Raw genomic sequence first — 17102 nt, 5'->3', positions numbered from 1 at the left:
ATAACATGAAAGATATAGGGGTGGTGTTATGATACTTTTAACGATAGGAGCAATTTTGTTAACGTTGTTTATTTTCTTTATTATCGGCTTCATTACGTTTATGATGTTTGTTGATAAGGCGACACCTCAAATATATTATACACCTTGTGAATCAGTGACAGTGAAAGCTAAAGGTAAACATAGAAGGAAGAAAAGTTGAAAGTTGGCTTTTCTTCCTTTTTCTATTACATCCCCGAAAGAACTAACAACAATAACCCAAATAGAAAACTAATAACGGAAAGAAAACAGATACATATGGAGAACACACGATTATTTCTCCATTCGCGCCAGAAAACGATACATCCTAAAATACAAAGGAGAAACCAAATGGGCAAGAATATGAATTCGCTAACTTTCTCGGGAGGTAACGTATAAAAAGTTGTTGAATATAAGATCCAATTTGTAAAAAATAAAATGCAAACGATAATAGATTGTAAGTGGGGGCGTTTGAAAAACTCCCCTTTTTTTACAGTTATAAAAATGATAGTTAGCGCTGCGAAAAAGGCAATGAATATGAAAGGAAGTAAGAGTAATGTAAGCGTTATTTGGATTTCCTTTATAAGATTGTTTTTGCAAGAAATGCATCTATTACATTGTATGCCTGCTTTGTAGAGTTCGCTCTATATTTTTCAGTGTACGGATTTAAAAAACTATGTTCACCGTGTAGTTGTTTTATTTCTAATAAAGGATTTTTTTGTTGCTGCAATGTTTGAATGAAAGAGGATACTGAAAAACTAACTTCTTTTTCAGGGAAAATAAGTAAGGTAGCGCATGTAGGTTTTATATGAATATAGTCACGTATACGGGAACCGTAACATCCGATAATAAAATCTATTTTCGGATTGTTACTGCATAGCCATGAGATGGTAGCGCCAACACTAAAGCCGATAAGTCCAATATGTGAATAATTACTTGAAAGAGTATTGATGAATTCTTTAATTTGTTCTTTTCCATCATCAAATCCAATATTATTTACAAAATGTTGATATGCTTTTTCTTCATCACTATAATGAAATGCATGTTGCGATTGTAGAAGATTAGGACAGAATACATCTATATGAGATGAAGTGAAGTGGTGGGTAACGTGATGCATATGGTCGTTCACACCATAAATTTCATGAACAGCAACGAGAGCTAATTTTTTCTCCATCGTTACAATGTACCTCTATGAAACTTAAATTCTTTCTCAACAAGGCAAATACGCAGGTGGAAGTTTTCATACCATTGCTCACGGCCTCTTTTTTTCGCTTCTTTATGTAAGGCGTTCTTTTTCCAATTTTCAATTGCTTCAAGTGATTCCCAATAAGAAATTGTAATGCCGAGGCCCGAATTATCTCGTGCACTTTCTACACCTAAAAATCCAGGTTGCTGTTTCGCAAGTTCCTCCATTGTTTCGGCAACGGTACTATAATCTGTTGTATCATTTGATAAACTAGAAGTGAATATAACTGCATAATAAGGTTTGTTTTTTTCTAAATCAGATTTCATTGTCTTTCCCCCTTAATGTATAGTACAAATAATTAATCCATAGTTTGTATTCTAGCAGGTCATAAAAAGAAAAGAAGTAGAAAATTCTTATTTTTTCAGCTCCTGTAAAATAGATGATAGAAGAAATTTATAATAAGTAATCTAAAGGAAGAAAAATGCCACTTCAAAATCGAAGTGGCATTTTTTATATTTCCTCTAAGCTATTAACTGGAACAGTTAATTCGCGTCCTGGATTTTTTACTTCATATATGCGGGCGGTTTCGTTGTTTTCATCGACGTGTTGAATTGTAACAGGCATGCCTTGAAAACTGACATTTGCTTGTTCTGATGACACAGAAAGCTCTTTTGCACGTTGAATATTCATTTATATTCCTCCCATCATTATTATCTTTGCTAAAAAAGAGGAATAATATACCATTTCGAGACATTCTTAAAGTTTTTGTATTATTTGTAATGTTCCTTTAATAAATGAAGAGAAGATGGAATCAGGATAGCTATCTATCGCTTGAACTGCTTCTTTTGCTTCTTTGAGTGCAGCTGTTTTATCTTGAAGTTCTATATAGCAAAGAGCACGATAAGATCCAGCCGTTAATAACCATGATTGATCAAGTGGATGACTCATATAATCTGGTATAGTAGCATGTTTTAATGTTTCCAAAGCGTCCTTATAACGTTTTAAGCCATACAAAGATTTTCCTTTTTCAATATAATACAGTCCATCGTCTTGAAAAATTGGTACATCTTTTAGTTTTTCTCGGAATTGTTCTAAATGTTCTAATGCAATTGTATATTCATTCGTAACGGTATTGTAGTAATAAGCTTTTAATATATGTATATTTGCAGCGGATAAAGTATCTTCTGTAAAAATGGCAAATTGCTCAGATTTTTTTATGTAATATAAATATCGTTCTTTATCAGTTGTAATGATTTTTTGATAAGATAAAATACGGTAAAATTCATCTGTTTTATAATACACTTGGTGTTTTTTTGAAAATGCAAGTGCATCTAAAATGACTTTTTCACATTTTTCATAATTGCCATATGCGAGTAAAATAATTGCTTCTTTTAAATATAATTGTATATGTGTAATAAGATCCATTTCTAAATTCTTCGTTTTATATTCATCGCGAATTTTGGTAATCAACTGTAAACATTCTTTATATTTTTTCCGTTTGTAGAGCATATAGTAAAACAGTAGTTTCGTTTCAGTGCTTTCTCGATATAAAGTATATTTTTCAAATATAGAAACAGCGGTTTCAACGTAAGATTCAATATTATAATCGTTCATAATAGCTGCTCCTGTTAGGAACTGTTTATATAAACGAGCCGTATTTATAGTAGAAGATAGCTCTTTTTGAACAATCGGTAGTAGAGTTTCATATACTTCATCACATTTATTTTCCTTTATGAGTTGCTCCATTTTTGTAATGAGTTCTACAATTTCATCATCGTCTTCCTCTAATAAAAAGCTCGTTTCACATTCAAGTTTTTCAGCAATATATTGTAATGTTTTCATGGAAGGTGTAGCTTTTCCGTTTTCAATTTGACTAAGCATACTTTTTGTCAGTTCCGAACCTGCCAGCTCTGTTTGTGTAAGTTTTTTTTCTTTTCGTAATGCCTTAATTTTTTCGCCGAGAGTTGCCATATTATTGCTCCTTTATCATTAAAAAGTTAAATTGTATTTAACTTTTTGTTGTAAAAATTGGAAAGTTGATTATATAATAAGTTTAACACAATTTAACTTTTAAGGGGAGAAAGTCATTATGGGAGATATAAGTATAGGACAACATGATACAAGAATGAAAGTTGCAACGAGAAATATTATTTTGATGATGATTGGAAAGATGACGTCTTTATTAGGAGCAGGTATTTATACATTCGCAATGGGGTTATACGTATTAAAGACAACTGGTTCAGGGATGGGGTTTGCTATTACGCTCGTTTGCGGATCACTACCAAGGATGATCTGTGGTCCGATTGCAGGTGCTGTAGCTGATCGTGTGAATCGAAAATGGCTTGTCATTGGCACGGATTTATTAAGTAGTGTAACGATGCTTATTATGTTTATTTTTGCTACTATATTTGGACCTTCACTTCTTTTTATCTATATTTCAGCAGCATTATTATCAATTTGTGCAAGTTTTTATTCTGTTGCATTAACTTCGTCTATTCCTAATTTAGTAGATGCGGGGCGTATTCAAAAAGCGAGTGCTTTAAATCAAACGGCAGCTTCTTTATCAAATATTTTAGGGCCAATTATTGGTGGAGTTGTATTTGGTTTCTTTTCAATTAAGTCGTTTTTTTTGTTAAATAGTGTTACGTTCTTTTTAGCAGTTATTTTGCAATTATTTATTGTATTTGATTTATATAAAAAAGAAGTGGCTGAGAGTAAAGAGGATTTCTTGACGAGTATAAAAGAAGGGTTTTCATATGTAAAACGACAGCATGAAATATATGGTTTAATGAAAATAGCATTGTGGGTAAACTTTTTTGCGTGTGGGCTAACCGTTGCACTTCCATACATTATCGTCCATACATTGCATTTATCTTCAAAGCAACTCGGTATCGTAGAGGGAATGTTAGCAGTCGGGATGCTAATGGGTGCGATTGCTTTATCGGTGCGTAAAGAAGTGAATAATCCGTTTCGTTCTATTTATACTGGGCTGTTTTTGTTTGCGGGTTTAAGTTTATGTACAGTCTTCCCATTGGTAGTTACCATTTCAAAAGGGGCAAGTTTTATTTACTATATTGCTTTTATGATGTTAACGGGTATAGCAATTATGATTGTAAATATTCCGATGCAAGTACATATGCAAAAAACGACAGATCCGAGCTACTTAGGGCGTGTGTTTGGCCTACTTGAAACAATTGCTACTGCAATCGCACCACTCGGTATGATTGTATATGGATTATTATTAGATATGTTGCCAACTAGCATTGTTATGATGACGATAGGCGGAGGTTTATTGTTAGTTGTATTAGTTGGAGTAAAGCAACATATAAGGAAAAAACAAGTAGGTGTGTCGGCTTAAAAATAAGAAAATAATAAAAATTCGACTTAACATTATAAAAATGACCAAATTAGTATTTTAGTTTTTGAAACTCTTTTTCATGTATGTTACAGTATAGTGAGCAGGCAAAGAAAAGGAGAAAACATCATGAAAAAATTAAGTTTTGTTATGCTTTTTCTGTTAGTCGTAATGGCTGGATGTAGTAATTATGACACATATATAGAAACAGGTATGCAATCGTTGAAAGATGAAAAATATAGTGATGCAACGATGTGGTTTGAAAAAGCGGAAAAAGAAAAGTCAGGAAATGAAGCAAAATCATATAAAGAAATGGCCGAGAAAATGGATCACGGAGCAACAGCATTAAAAGATGGTAAGTATTTAGAAGCAAAAGACATTGCAAATGAAGTGTTGCAAATGAAAAAAGACGATGCACTTGAAACAGCTGTAACATCAAATGCAGAGAATATGCTTCAAAAAGCAAAAGATGTGGAAAAGAAAGTAAATGAAAGAGTGGCAAAGCGGAGAAAGGTAGAAGAAGAGGGAATTGATAAACTGATTAAAGCGGTCGATAGTATAGATGACGTGAAAGAAAAAGAGAAGAAAGTTTCAGAAGCATTAGATAAGGCTGAAGAGGCGCAAGCAAAAATTGAAGCGAAGAAAAATAAATAGAGTTATAGTTTGAAAGGCTGTCGTGTATAACGACAGCCTTTTAATTTTTTGCGGCATAAGAAGTGATGCTATGTAGTAAAAAAGAAATAATTTTAGAATTCCATCTGTCCTCATGATGAATCGTATAAATGTTACGTTGAAATTCAAATCCAGGGATGGGTATGTAGCGTAGTTCATTTCGTTGTATTTCTTGTTCGATAGCGAGTTTAGAAATAAAAGCAATGCCATTACCATATTTTAAAATTTGTTTCATCGTTTCTAATGAATCTAATTCAATTTCAGATTGGAACGTAATGTTATGAGCTAACGTCCATTTTGTAAGTAAATCTCTCGTTGTAGATGGATTACGATGCAATAATATACGTTCCTTTTCGATATCTTGTAGTGATACATTTTCTTTTTTTGAAAAATGATGTTCTTTGGAGAAAGCAAGAACAAGTGTATCAGGCATTACATTTGTCTGTTTTAAAAGGGATTCATCAAACGGTGCTGCAGAAATTACCCCGAGGTCAATTTCATGATTTTGTAGCATCGTTCGAATTTCAGGAGCTGTTTTTACCATGAGTGTTATTTTTATATTTGGAAATTCGCATTGAAATTGGTGAATAATTTCTGGTAAAAGATAAGTCGCTGGTACATAACTAGCGCCAATTGTTATAGCGCCTTTATGAAAATCTTTAAACTCTTGCGTGACCCGCCTAGCTTCTTTCATAAGTGCATCTATTTTACAAGCATAATGATGCAATGCCTCACCAGCCTCCGTTAAGAAATATCTCCCGGATCGTAATTCAAATAAAGGTACACCCAGTTCCTCTTCTAAGCTTTTTATATGGAATGTAATAGTAGGTTGTTTAACACCAAGTTTTTCTGCAACAAGTGTAAGTTTTTTATATTTCTTAATAAGCACTACAATTTCTAATTTTAAGAGATTCATTATGAGTTGCCGCCTTTTTTATTTTAACTATAGAAAAAATCTATAGAAATAAATAGTTTATTAGAAGTTTTTTAATTTAATCTTTACAGTACATTAACATTCAGTATAAATCTTCCAGATAGAATGAAAGCAGGTTAAGAGTGAGGGGAAAGAGGTGAAACGATGGATATTAAAATTCATGGATTAGAAAAGAAGTTTGGAAAAACGCAGGCGTTAAAATCGTTACAAATTGTCATGAAACAAGGTGAATTCACCACACTTTTAGGACCTTCGGGATGCGGGAAAACGACTTTACTTAGAATGATTGCAGGACTTGAAGAGCCAGATAAAGGTGAAATATATTTTGGAGATAAGTGCATGTATTCTGGTGCGAAAAAAATAAAAACATCTCCTCATGAACGTAATATTGGTATGGTATTTCAAGATTTTGCTTTATGGCCGCATATGACTGTATTTGAAAATGTTGCATTTGGTTTAAGGGCTACAAAGCAAACGAATCATTTACGAGAAAAGGTAGAAGATGCGATAAAGCGAGTTCGTCTGCAAGGTATGGAGAAAAGATATCCACACGAACTTTCTGGTGGACAGCAGCAACGTGTTGCATTTGCTAGAGCGATTGTAACAAAACCTCATTTTATTTTGTTTGATGAACCGCTTAGTGCACTCGATGCAATTTTGCGTGAAGAAATGCGCTTAGAGCTTATGGATATCGTTCATTCTATTGGTTTAACGGCATTGTATGTCACTCACGATCAGACGGAAGCTATGTCAATGTCAGATCAAATTATTGTCATGAAACAAGGAGAAGTATTACAAAAAGGAACGCCAGAAGATATTTATGTGAAGCCGTCTCATGAATTTGTTGCAAAATTTGTTGGTAAAGCAAATTGGCTTGTAGAGGGTAAACAAATGATTTGTCCAGAGCATGTGAGCTGGACGAAAAATGAAGTGTGTGAAATGTATACAGGTGAAATTCAGCACGTTACATATGTAGGAGAACGATATGAAATGAAAGTAAACATGGGTGCACTTGGAATATGGACAGTTTATCACAATAGTAAATTAAGCATCGGTAAACCAGTATCGTTATATGTGCCAAAAAAATGTATTCATCATATAGGGGGAGAATCGTATGAAGAAATTCAGTTCGCTTAAGTCTTTATTTGTATGTACTTTATTATTTTCGGCTGTAGTAACAGGGTGTAGTTCAAAGACAGGCAATGTAGATGCAAAAAGTAAAACTACGAATGAAAAGAAAATTGTTGTATATAGTGCAGGACCAAAAGGATTAGCAGAAAAGATTCAAAAGGATTTTGAAAAGAAAACAGGTATAAAAGTAGAAATGTTTCAAGGAACAACAGGTAAGATTTTAGCGAGAATGGAAGCTGAAAAGAAAAATCCAGTCGTTGATGTAGTCGTACTTGCATCATTACCATCGATGGAAGGATTAAAAAAGGATGGACAAACGTTAGCTTATAAAGAAGCGAAACAAGCTGATAAGCTTCGTTCTGAATGGTCGGATGATAAAGGACATTATTTTGGATATAGTGCTTCAGCATTAGGAATTGTGTATAACACAAAAAATGTGAAGACAGCGCCTGAAGATTGGAGCGATATAACAAAAGGGGAATGGAAAGGAAAAGTGAATCTTCCGGATCCAGCACTATCAGGTTCAGCTTTAGACTTTGTAACAGGTTATGTGAAAAAGAATGGAAAAGATGGATGGAATTTATTTGAACAGCTTAAGAAAAATGAAGTTACAGTATCGGGGGCAAATCAAGAAGCGTTAGATCCAGTAGTAACAGGTGCGAAAGACATGGTCATTGCTGGTGTTGATTATATGACGTACAGTGCAAAAGCAAAGGGTGAACGGGTTGATATTGTTTATCCAAAAAGCGGAACAGTTATTAGCCCACGTGCAGCAGGGATTATGAAGGATAGTAAAAATGTAGAAGGTGCAAAAGAGTTTATTGATTATTTATTATCAGATGATGTGCAAAAACAAGTTGCTAAAGCGTACTTATTACCAGGCAGAACAGATATAAAAGCTGAAAATAGACCGAATGTAGAAGAGATTCCGGTATTACATATTGATTGGAAAACAGTTGAGAAAGAACAAGATGAAATCGGAAAACAATTTAAGAAAGTATTTCAATAAGATGGTGATTACATGGTAAATCGATTCGTATCAGTAAGACAAGTTGGAATGACGGTAGCGTTGTTGCTTGTGGCGATGTTAATCGTCATTCCGCTTTTCCTCATTTTATTTTCTAGTGTATACGAAAATAGTAGTTGGAATTTTTTAAAGCCTTTTGAAGTGATGCAGAGTGGTGGATTAGCGGGGATTTTTCTAAACTCGATGCTTTTAGGTGTACTCGTAGTAATAGGAGCAACTATATTTGCATTTCCATTAGCGTTCATTATGAGTAAAACAGATGTTGGAAAGTATAGTAAGTTGGATATTATTTTTATGATTCCATTTATGACACCGCCGTATATTGGATCGATGGGCTGGATTTTGTTCATGCAACCGAACGGCTATTTCGAACAGTTTTTTCCGATGCTAAAGACGATTTCATCTTCGTTTTTTAGTTTAGGCGGCATGGTTTTAATTATGAGTCTGCATTTATTCCCATTCCTTTACTTCATGTTGAAAAATACGTTACTTCAAATTGGGAGTAGTAAAGAAGAAGCTGCAGCAGTTCATGGTGGAGGCTTTTTCTACCGTTTAAGAAAAATAATATTGCCATTATTAGTTTCAAGTTATGTAATGGGTGCTTTACTCATTTTCGTAAAGACGATTGCTGAATTTGGAACACCGGCTACATTCGGACGAAGAATAGGATTTCATGTGTTAACATCAGAGATTCATAAATTTATCTCGAGTTGGCCGATTGATTTTAGTAGTGCAACAGCATTATCTTCTTTATTACTTAGTGCATGTATGCTCATTTGGTATATGCAAAATGTATTGAATCGAAAGTACTCATATGCAATGGTTAGTGGAAAAGGTGTGAAATCTAAAAGGTATACATTGTCTATATTTACGCGCATTGTAGCATGGGTTTATGTAATTAGTTTATTAATCGTATCAATTGGAATCCCGTATTTTTCTATACTGATTGCTTCATTATCGAAATTAAGAGGCGACGGCTTACAGGTAAATAACTTTACAACGAGCCATTATGAAGCATTATTTACAATTGGCTCTCCAGGATTAGAAGCTTTATGGAACAGTTTTCTTTTTTCACTTATAACAGCGATTATTGCTGCTATGATTGGAGTATTTTTGGCACTTATGATCCGAAAGGGCGAAAAGTCTTCTGAAAAATGGCTTGATATGTGCGGTATGTTACCGAATATGGTACCAGGAATCGTGATGGTTGTAGGGCTTATTTTATTCTGGAATTCACCCTATATGCCCCTGTCAATTTACAATACACCAGTCATGGTTATCGTAACGTACGTCGTTCTTTTTTTACCTTATACGGTGCAGTATGTAAAAGCATCGCTTGGGAAAATTGATGATTCTCTTGTACAGGCAGGAAGTATTTTTTCTGGAAATTATATTTATATTTTTAGAAAAATAATATTACCTCTTATTATCCCGGGAATTCTTGCTGGATGGGCGATGACATTTACAATCTCGATAAGAGAATTAGTAGCATCGCTTCTCGTATTACCTCCATCAGTAGAAACGTCAGCAACATTTATTTTTGCTCAGTTTGAACAAGGAGAAGTATCTATTGGCATGGCAATGGCTGTCGTTTCCGTTGGACTTACAACAATATGTTTATTACTTCTGCAACATATGGAGCAAAAACGAAAAGGGGTAGCATGATGAGGATAGAAGTATGGGGAGGAGCGGGAGAATACGGTCGTTCCTGCTACTTCGTAAAAAATAAAGAGACGAAAATAGTATTTGATTGTGGTATTAATCGATCATATGAGGATAGTTATCCAAAAATAGATAGGGAAGTTGTACCGTTTTTAGATGCAGTATTTTTATCACATATTCATGAAGATCATACGATGGGCTTACCTTTATTAGCGAAGTATGGATATAAGAAAAAAATTTGGACGACTCGTTATACGAAGGAGCAACTTCCCGCTTATTATGAAAAATGGAGAAACTATAATTTGACGCAAGGATGGAATGTACCTTATAACGACCAAAATGTTAAAGATTTAAATTATGTATATATTGATGAGATTAGTAATCCGAATGAATGGATACAGATTACACCTACATTGCGTTTTCAATGGGGGTATAGTGGGCATGTATTGGGGGCTGTTTGGTTTTTAGTGGACATGAGTCATACATATGTATTTTATTCTGGCGATTATTCAGCAGAGTCTAACATACTACGAGCTAATTTACCTGAGAAGTTGCGCGGCGATATAAAAGTCGCAATCGTAGATGCCGCTTATCATACTGATGATGTTTCGCAACATGAACGAATAAATGAACTGTGTACAGAAATTGAACGAGTTGCGCAAAAGAAAGGAATAGCATTATTGCCATTGCCACCGCTTGGTAGAGCGCAAGATATCGTATTGTATTTATATGAAAAGTATAAAGAACTTCCCATTATAGTAGATCAAGAAATTTTGGATGGATTCCAAGAAATGTTCGTATATAAAGATTGGCTCAAAAATAATGAAGAACTTGAACGGATCCTGGAGAGTTTAAAAAGAAACATAATCGTTATGGATCATGACATCGGTACGCAAAATAGTTATGGAATAGTTATAATGAGTGATGCGAATATGCAAACGAAACGAGCGCAGTTATATTATGAACAACTGCGATATGAAGAACGACATTCCATTATATTTACTGGACATATTGCTAAAGGGAGTTTTGCAGACAAAGTTTTGAAAGAACGTGTAGGTAAAGAATGTAGGGTGAAGCGAGTTCCATATAAAGTTCACCAAAGTATAAGAGATGTGAAAGAGATGTTAAATACATTATTACCAGAACATACGGTGTTAGTACATGCTTTAAAAGGGGATACGGATCGATTACAGAAAAAGCTTAGCACGGCAGGGTATGAAAATGTGTATTCACTTACTATGGAACGTATAGAAGTCATTTAAAATGCAAAGGAGATAGGTATATGAAAAAAGTATTTGTATTCGTAAGCATTTTATTTTGTTGTTTCCTTTATAACGTTAAGGAAGGGTTTGCTGCCAGTCCAATGACACCTAGTTTTGAAGTGAAGTTATTATTAAAGCCAGAACAAGTATTAGGTTACAACAAAGAAATGAACCAAGAGATATTAGAACATTTTCAGGCTGGTACAAATTATGAAAGAATACAAGTGCAATTTTTAGATACAGCAAATAAAAATTTAAATAATGAAGGGTGGTTTGCGAGAATTCGAAAGAAAGAATTTAGTAAAGATTTTGAGCTAACATATAAAAAAAGATATCCTATTCAAAATGGTGTAATTCAAGATGCACTAGAAGTGGCTAAAAAGGATGGATTTGATAGTAAAACCGATAACTATGAGGCGGAAATAGATTGGGGATTTGAGAAGAAAACGTTAAGTATTTCAAATAAGAAAACCTACAGTGCTAAAGGGTATGGAGTACTTGATTTACCGAACGAACGAGCCGCTCAAAACATGTTAATAGAAAAGTTGCCAGGGAAAATGAACAAATGGTCGTATACGAATTGGGGAGAAGAAATGCTCAAGAACTCTCGTATTTACGGTCCTGTATTAATGAAAAGGTATACAGGGGAGTTTGAAAATATAAAAACGAATATTGAAGTTTGGCCACTAAGTAATACAGGGAAAATAGAAGATGATTTCGTAATAGAAGTGTCGTTTAAAACAAATGAGGAAAGTATTGCAACAAAACAAAGAGAATTATTAATGAAGAGATTAGAACAAAAAGGATGGTTGTTACCGAAAGATAGTTTGAAGACAGAGCTTATTTTTCAGTGAATAGTAAAAAGGAATCCGTATATATGGATTCCTTTTTCTAATATATGAGTATTAAGCTAAATCAGCTGACACGAACATATCATTATTTTGAAGGTTTTTAGAGCGTAAACTATAAGCAACTACCTTCTTTTTATGTTGCTTTACAACATCAACATGCTCTTCATGACTATAAATGTAAAAGATAAAATCTTTTTTACCACGTTTTTCATTGATAATTAAAGGCGTGCCCTCATTGTGTGGTGGTGCGTAATAGCGATCTAAAAATAAACCTTCGTTAAAATCATGAATAATTTTGGATTTTTGTTCGCCTTCTAAGTTATTTCCATTAATTGTAACAGTCACATTCTCTTCTTCAAGTTGTGGATGTGTCTCGTACTTGCTAATAATGGATTCAATAACAGAGTTGGGAAGGCTAGAAACGATAATTTTAAATGCCCCAAATACAATTAACATTACAATAAACCAAGTCGTCATAGTATATCATCCCCTTTATCCCACAGTAACGGTCCGTAAAAGCCCGGTTGGTGCGGGCTAATAATCAGTGTGGGATAGATCCCCCATACTGACTAAAATTTCACTTTATCCTATTTAACAATATAACTCATATGGTAATAGTACATATGGTGAAGTTTTGTATAATTTGTGAAAAATATGCCATTTTTACGAACGAAATATTAGAAAAATCAATTTTGTTACAAAAAGTTGAAATCGAAGTATTTTAAAAGAAAAAGGTTTATAATAAAAATATAACTACTAACAACATTACTAATTATAAGGAAGTGTAACTATGAGTACTGTAACAATCGTATATGGTATTATTCTTTCTACAATTATTGGTTTATTTATTGTCGGGGTTTCACGTTATATTCATAAATGGAAAGAAGGCGTTGCGAAATTAAATCACATTGAAGAAGAACTTAGTGATTTAATGTTACATCATGGCAAGTAAAAAGTTTATTTTTTAACTAAACAATGTGAAGAATATCACAAAACATGCTCTCATCATGAAGGCATGTTTTTTTGTTATGTGAATGATAGGCACATTCATACATTTTTTCCATAGGATACAGTGTGAAAGTAGAAATGTTCGGAGTGGAAAAGAGGGATAAAATGAGTAGTTCAGGTTATGTTCCAGATAATAAAAATTTAAAGAAAAGTTCAGGAACTCCAAACCTTTTCTTTGATTCGAGAAAAAATGTCTTTTTTAAAAGGGATGATAAAAACGTTGCATATGAAGTTACGTCAACACAGTTACCAGCGATGATAGGAGGAGCGTTTGTTGATTTATTTATGACAAAAGGGCATATGCGGGAACCGCATTGGCATCCGAATGCGTGGGAATTAGATGTTGTTGTATCAGGAGAAGCAGTTACATCCATTTTAAATCCCGAAACGAATCAATTGCAAAATTATCATATAAAGGCGGGGCAAACTGTCTTTATTCCAATGGGATGGTGGCATTGGATTACAGCGATAACAGAAGAAGTACAATTACATTTGTTTTTCAATAACGATCAGTTTGAAACAGCAGAAGGATCAGACATACTTAGATTAACACCGCCAGAAGTATTTCAAGCTGCATATGGTGTAAGTGCAGAAAAATTAGGAAAGGATCTTTCGCCAATTAAGGAGTCAGTTGTAATTGGTCCTCCTAACTCAAATCGACTAAATAGCGTTAAAGAAAGTGACGACTCAAATATAGTTGTTACGTTAAATGGACAAATAACATCATGTGAAATAGAGTAACTCTTTCATTTTTTAGGAAGAGTTACTCTATTTTGTATAATTTTGTATTTTGATTCGCTATAATATATTATATAGAAGGGGATTTATAGAGGGGGCATATTGTGAACATATTAAAGATTATAGGAATTGTTGCAGGAGTCATTATAGTAGCGGTTATAGCTTTCTTTGTTATTATGAAGTACTATTTGTCAAAAGAAGATCCTGATTACGTATTAAAGTACATAAAAGAACATAAAGATGATAAAACATGTTCATTACTAATTAGAAAAAATGGGGAAATATTAACATCTATAAATGAAAATGTAAAATTGCCATTAGCGAGTACGGCAAAAATCGTAATAGCAGTTGAATTTGCTAAGCAAGTGTCAGAAGGAAAGATAAGCCGTGATGAACAAATTTCATTGCAGGAGTTAGAAAAATATTACGTTAAAAACACTGATGGTGGAGCGCATCCTGACTGGTTAGAAGATGCGAAAGCGAGAGAATTAGTGAAAAATGGACAGATTACTTTAGAAGAAGTCGCTAAAGGGATGATTCATTATAGTTCTAATGCGAATACAACATATTTGTTAGATAAGCTTGGAATAGAGAGAGTAAATGAAAGTATAAAAGAGTTAGAGCTTACTAGTCATGACAAGTTCTCTTCGTATACTGCCGCACTATATATGAGAGGGTATGTAGAAAAAGAGCTTCATAAGCCAGAAAATCAATCGTTAGAAATGATACGTAACATGTCAAGTGATGAGTATAATAAACATGTGTTACAAATTCATGAATGGATGAAAGATGAAGAAGAATGGAAAAAACGGGATATCCCATTAAAAGTAGATATGGAATTTCAGCGAATTTGGTCAGATCGATTAGTGGGTGCAAACGCTAAAGATTATATGAGTATAATGGAAAAGATAAATAGTAGAAAGTATTTTCCAAAATCAATGCAAGAAGAAATCGAGAATATTTTCAAAGGAACAGTTGATAATAGTAAGTTAGAATTTGCTGGTCAAAAAGGTGGATCTACCGCATTCGTATTGACAAAAAGTTTGTATAGTACAGATAAGAAGGGGAATAAGGTAGAAGTTGTAATTATGTTTAATGGTATAGAAGATCAAGTTGCATATCAAAAGCTAAGAAATAATATAGATTATTTTATTCAAGATGCTATAACAGATGAAGAGTTTAGAAGGAAATTATAATGGAATAATTTTATTATGTAAACAAGGACGCTTTTTAGAAAGTGTCCTTTTCTTTTTATAATACAGGATTTCTTATTTGTTTCATTGAATATAGATTGAAAATAAGAAAGGAAGTTGAAAAATGACGACAATATATTTCGTTCGCCATGCCCACTCTACATATACAAAACAAGAACGGGAACGGCCGTTATCTGAAAAAGGGCATTGTGATGCAGAGAATGTAACACGCTTGTTAAAAGGTAAACATATCGATGTTGTGATCTCTAGCCCGTACAAAAGAGCAATTCAAACTGTGCAAGGAATCGCGAATACATATAATATATCGATACAAATAGAAGAAGATTTACGTGAAAGGTTATTAAGTACAGAGCCGGTACAGGATTTTGATGATGCTATGGAGAAAGTGTGGGGAGATTGGAATTATGCATACGAAGGCGGAGAATCAAATGATGTAGCACAAAGACGCGCTATAATATGTATGCAAAGTATATTAAAAAAATATAAAGGTAAGAATATTGTAATAGGTACTCATGGGAATATTATGGTATTACTAATGAATTATTTTGATTCGAAATATGATTTTCAGTTTTGGAAAATCCTTCATATGCCTGACGTGTATAAATTAACTTTTGATAATAATTGTTTCAGTTCTGCTGAAAGAATACAGTCTACAGATTATCAGATAAATAATTTGTAAAAGTTTATCAAAAAAAGAGGAAAGGGAGAAGTTATTGTAGAAGTATGACTTTGTAACATAAAAAATTTGTGTTAAAGGAGGCTGTTTACATGTTTGAGAAAGAGAAAGAAGGGCTTATTGAAGTTCAGAACGTATTTGAAATTGTACCAGCAGATGGAGCAATTATTGGTATGGCAACGGAAGAAGAAATGGAAATTGCTGCTGAACTAGAGCTGCAGTACTATGCCCATTCTCGTTTGTTAGAAGCAAATATTCAGTTAGACGGTTCCTCCTACAAAGAGTTACTTCAGGAGTTCCAGGAGTACGAAAGAAAATCAATGAGCTTTTGGCGAGCGATACATAAGCGTTTAGCTGTGCCGTGGGCATGGGTATTACGTATTGACGTTGCGAATGGCCCTATATATGTAAGTAATGGGAATTCGTATTATGAAGAAATCGATGATGAAGAAGATTATGAATAGATAAGTAAGGAAGCAGCGTTAGTTGCTTCCTTTTTTTATTTGCAAGGGGTGAATTGCTTCAATAATAATATCTGGTCGATCATTTTCTATTCCGTGACCAGCATGTTCGGCAAGTATATATTGACTATTTATTGAGAGTTGTAGTTGTTCATGAATCAGTTCTTGCCACATTGCTTCTAGTTGTGTGGCTTCCTCTTTTGGCATGCCATCCTCAGTCAACTGAGTAATAGAATATTGAGGGTCTCTACCGATAACGATTAAAGGTGTTTCTAATGTTTTATATAACTCTTTTATTAAGCGAGCACAATTTTTCCACGCACATAGTTCAGAAGCTGTCGCTTTATATAATAGAGGAGAGGTAGAAAATTCAATGTACTGTCTTGGTTGATCAACGAGTATAGGTTTTAGTTCATTATAAAGCATATCTATATCCATTTTGGAGTATGTAATATATTTTTGAAACCACATATTATCCGAATCCGTTTGGTCAGAAATTGGTAAATGAAGTTCATCTAATCGGTGTAAGTTCATAGAAGTAGAATCAACTAAAATAAGTGCTTGCAGCTTATCTTCATGTAACATCGCAAAATGTTGTGCACATAAGCCTCCATAGGAATGACCGATTAGAATGATAGGTTCCTGAATAGCAAGTTTATGTAGTAACATATGAAGTTCGTTTGTCGCTTGTCTTGTAGTACGCGAATAATCTCCTAGTTCACTTTTTCCGTAACCTGGGCGATGGTATGAAATGACTGTAAAATGTTGTGAAAGTTTTTCTATAATAGGGAGCCAATCATAAAATGAGCAACACATTCCGGTCTGAATAACTACCGTTTGTTTACTACTTCCTTTTATATATACTTCTATAGTTTGCCCCAGTACCTCTACAAATTTATAAATAGTAAAC

22 protein-coding genes are annotated in these 17102 nt (G+C 33.7%); 14 read left to right on the top strand and 8 right to left on the bottom strand.

The features are described from left to right. Positions 1-28: 28 nt before the first annotated feature. Complete coding sequence (locus DN393_RS27780; protein WP_064476524.1) at positions 29-199, top strand: DUF3951 domain-containing protein; 171 nt, start codon at positions 29-31, stop codon at positions 197-199. 25 nt (positions 200-224) lie between these two features. On the opposite strand, the gene DN393_RS27775 is transcribed toward DN393_RS27780, so the two are convergent. The 5 genes from DN393_RS27775 to DN393_RS27755 all read right to left on the bottom strand — a co-directional run bounded on the left by DN393_RS27775 (position 225) and on the right by DN393_RS27755 (position 3172). Next, positions 225-584: a hypothetical protein gene (locus tag DN393_RS27775; protein WP_098103340.1), complete on the bottom strand. Its 360-nt coding sequence runs from the start codon at positions 582-584 to the stop codon at positions 225-227. Between the two features lie 11 nt (positions 585-595). Beyond that, entirely contained in the window at positions 596-1189 is a 594-nt protein-coding gene (locus DN393_RS27770) for a dienelactone hydrolase family protein (protein ID WP_098103339.1), read from the bottom strand. Between the two features lie 2 nt (positions 1190-1191). Beyond that, positions 1192-1527, bottom strand: a complete 336-nt coding sequence (locus DN393_RS27765; protein ID WP_064476522.1) for an antibiotic biosynthesis monooxygenase family protein — start codon at positions 1525-1527, stop codon at positions 1192-1194. 184 nt (positions 1528-1711) lie between these two features. Beyond that, positions 1712-1891, bottom strand: coding sequence for an H-type small acid-soluble spore protein (locus tag DN393_RS27760; RefSeq protein ID WP_016088502.1), 180 nt, complete (start codon positions 1889-1891; stop codon positions 1712-1714). A 66-nt stretch (positions 1892-1957) separates the two neighbouring features. After that, positions 1958-3172 (bottom strand): helix-turn-helix domain-containing protein, encoded by a 1215-nt coding sequence (locus tag DN393_RS27755; RefSeq protein WP_098103338.1) that lies wholly within the window; start codon positions 3170-3172, stop codon positions 1958-1960. 118 nt (positions 3173-3290) lie between these two features. On the opposite strand from DN393_RS27755, the gene DN393_RS27750 reads away from it, so the two are divergent. Next, positions 3291-4559, top strand: coding sequence for an MFS transporter (locus tag DN393_RS27750; RefSeq protein WP_149174137.1), 1269 nt, complete (start codon positions 3291-3293; stop codon positions 4557-4559). Between the two features lie 126 nt (positions 4560-4685). Continuing rightward, the gene (locus tag DN393_RS27745) at positions 4686-5210 is read left to right on the top strand and encodes a COG3014 family protein (RefSeq protein WP_000736432.1); all 525 of its coding nucleotides are present in this window, start codon (positions 4686-4688) and stop codon (positions 5208-5210) included. Between the two features lie 40 nt (positions 5211-5250). Here DN393_RS27745 and DN393_RS27740 read toward each other — a convergent pair whose 3' ends face one another. Beyond that, complete coding sequence (locus DN393_RS27740) at positions 5251-6144, bottom strand: LysR family transcriptional regulator (RefSeq protein WP_064476519.1); 894 nt, start codon at positions 6142-6144, stop codon at positions 5251-5253. 162 nt (positions 6145-6306) lie between these two features. Between DN393_RS27740 and DN393_RS27735 the strand changes: the two genes are divergently transcribed. From DN393_RS27735 to DN393_RS27715, 5 genes are read left to right on the top strand one after another with little or no spacing between them, the layout of a single operon-like run. Continuing rightward, positions 6307-7299: an ABC transporter ATP-binding protein gene (locus DN393_RS27735; protein ID WP_149174136.1), complete on the top strand. Its 993-nt coding sequence runs from the start codon at positions 6307-6309 to the stop codon at positions 7297-7299. Beyond that, on the top strand, positions 7277-8302 hold the full coding sequence (locus DN393_RS27730) for an ABC transporter substrate-binding protein (protein ID WP_149174135.1): 1026 nt from the start codon (positions 7277-7279) through the stop codon (positions 8300-8302). The genes DN393_RS27735 and DN393_RS27730 overlap by 23 nt, the downstream gene beginning before the upstream one ends. A 12-nt stretch (positions 8303-8314) precedes the next feature. Beyond that, complete coding sequence (locus DN393_RS27725) at positions 8315-9985, top strand: ABC transporter permease (RefSeq protein ID WP_149174134.1); 1671 nt, start codon at positions 8315-8317, stop codon at positions 9983-9985. Then, the gene (locus tag DN393_RS27720) at positions 9982-11244 is read left to right on the top strand and encodes an MBL fold metallo-hydrolase (RefSeq protein WP_142315092.1); all 1263 of its coding nucleotides are present in this window, start codon (positions 9982-9984) and stop codon (positions 11242-11244) included. The genes DN393_RS27725 and DN393_RS27720 overlap by 4 nt, the downstream gene beginning before the upstream one ends. A 20-nt stretch (positions 11245-11264) precedes the next feature. Then, positions 11265-12098, top strand: coding sequence for a hypothetical protein (locus tag DN393_RS27715; protein ID WP_064476514.1), 834 nt, complete (start codon positions 11265-11267; stop codon positions 12096-12098). Positions 12099-12149: 51 nt separating this feature from the next. On the opposite strand, the gene DN393_RS27710 is transcribed toward DN393_RS27715, so the two are convergent. Continuing rightward, the gene (locus tag DN393_RS27710) at positions 12150-12572 is read right to left on the bottom strand and encodes a YfmQ family protein (RefSeq protein WP_064476513.1); all 423 of its coding nucleotides are present in this window, start codon (positions 12570-12572) and stop codon (positions 12150-12152) included. A 131-nt stretch (positions 12573-12703) separates the two neighbouring features. Here DN393_RS27710 and DN393_RS27705 point away from each other — a divergent pair, with 131 nt between their 5' ends. The 6 genes from DN393_RS27705 to DN393_RS27680 all read left to right on the top strand — a co-directional run bounded on the left by DN393_RS27705 (position 12704) and on the right by DN393_RS27680 (position 16195). Then, positions 12704-12820: a hypothetical protein gene (locus DN393_RS27705; RefSeq protein WP_002011946.1), complete on the top strand. Its 117-nt coding sequence runs from the start codon at positions 12704-12706 to the stop codon at positions 12818-12820. Between the two features lie 65 nt (positions 12821-12885). Continuing rightward, entirely contained in the window at positions 12886-13047 is a 162-nt protein-coding gene (locus tag DN393_RS27700; RefSeq protein WP_061680580.1) for a hypothetical protein, read from the top strand. A gap of 161 nt (positions 13048-13208) precedes the next feature. Continuing rightward, positions 13209-13844 (top strand): cupin domain-containing protein, encoded by a 636-nt coding sequence (locus DN393_RS27695; RefSeq protein WP_064476512.1) that lies wholly within the window; start codon positions 13209-13211, stop codon positions 13842-13844. A 101-nt stretch (positions 13845-13945) separates the two neighbouring features. Next, a complete protein-coding gene (locus DN393_RS27690; protein ID WP_149174133.1) occupies positions 13946-15037 on the top strand; it encodes a serine hydrolase in 1092 nt (363 codons plus the stop codon). A gap of 121 nt (positions 15038-15158) precedes the next feature. After that, a complete protein-coding gene (locus DN393_RS27685) occupies positions 15159-15734 on the top strand; it encodes a histidine phosphatase family protein (RefSeq protein WP_064476510.1) in 576 nt (191 codons plus the stop codon). An 89-nt stretch (positions 15735-15823) separates the two neighbouring features. Beyond that, complete coding sequence (locus DN393_RS27680; RefSeq protein WP_046959012.1) at positions 15824-16195, top strand: hypothetical protein; 372 nt, start codon at positions 15824-15826, stop codon at positions 16193-16195. A gap of 18 nt (positions 16196-16213) precedes the next feature. Here DN393_RS27680 and DN393_RS27675 read toward each other — a convergent pair whose 3' ends face one another. Further along, the gene (locus DN393_RS27675; RefSeq protein ID WP_149174132.1) at positions 16214-17074 is read right to left on the bottom strand and encodes an alpha/beta fold hydrolase; all 861 of its coding nucleotides are present in this window, start codon (positions 17072-17074) and stop codon (positions 16214-16216) included. Positions 17075-17102: the final 28 nt, after the last annotated feature.

Origin of the sequence: Bacillus sp. BPN334 (assembly GCF_008368885.1) — a bacterium.
Lineage (GTDB): Bacteria > Bacillota > Bacilli > Bacillales > Bacillaceae_G > Bacillus_A > Bacillus_A wiedmannii.
This window is presented reverse-complemented; position numbering and strand designations above follow the sequence as displayed.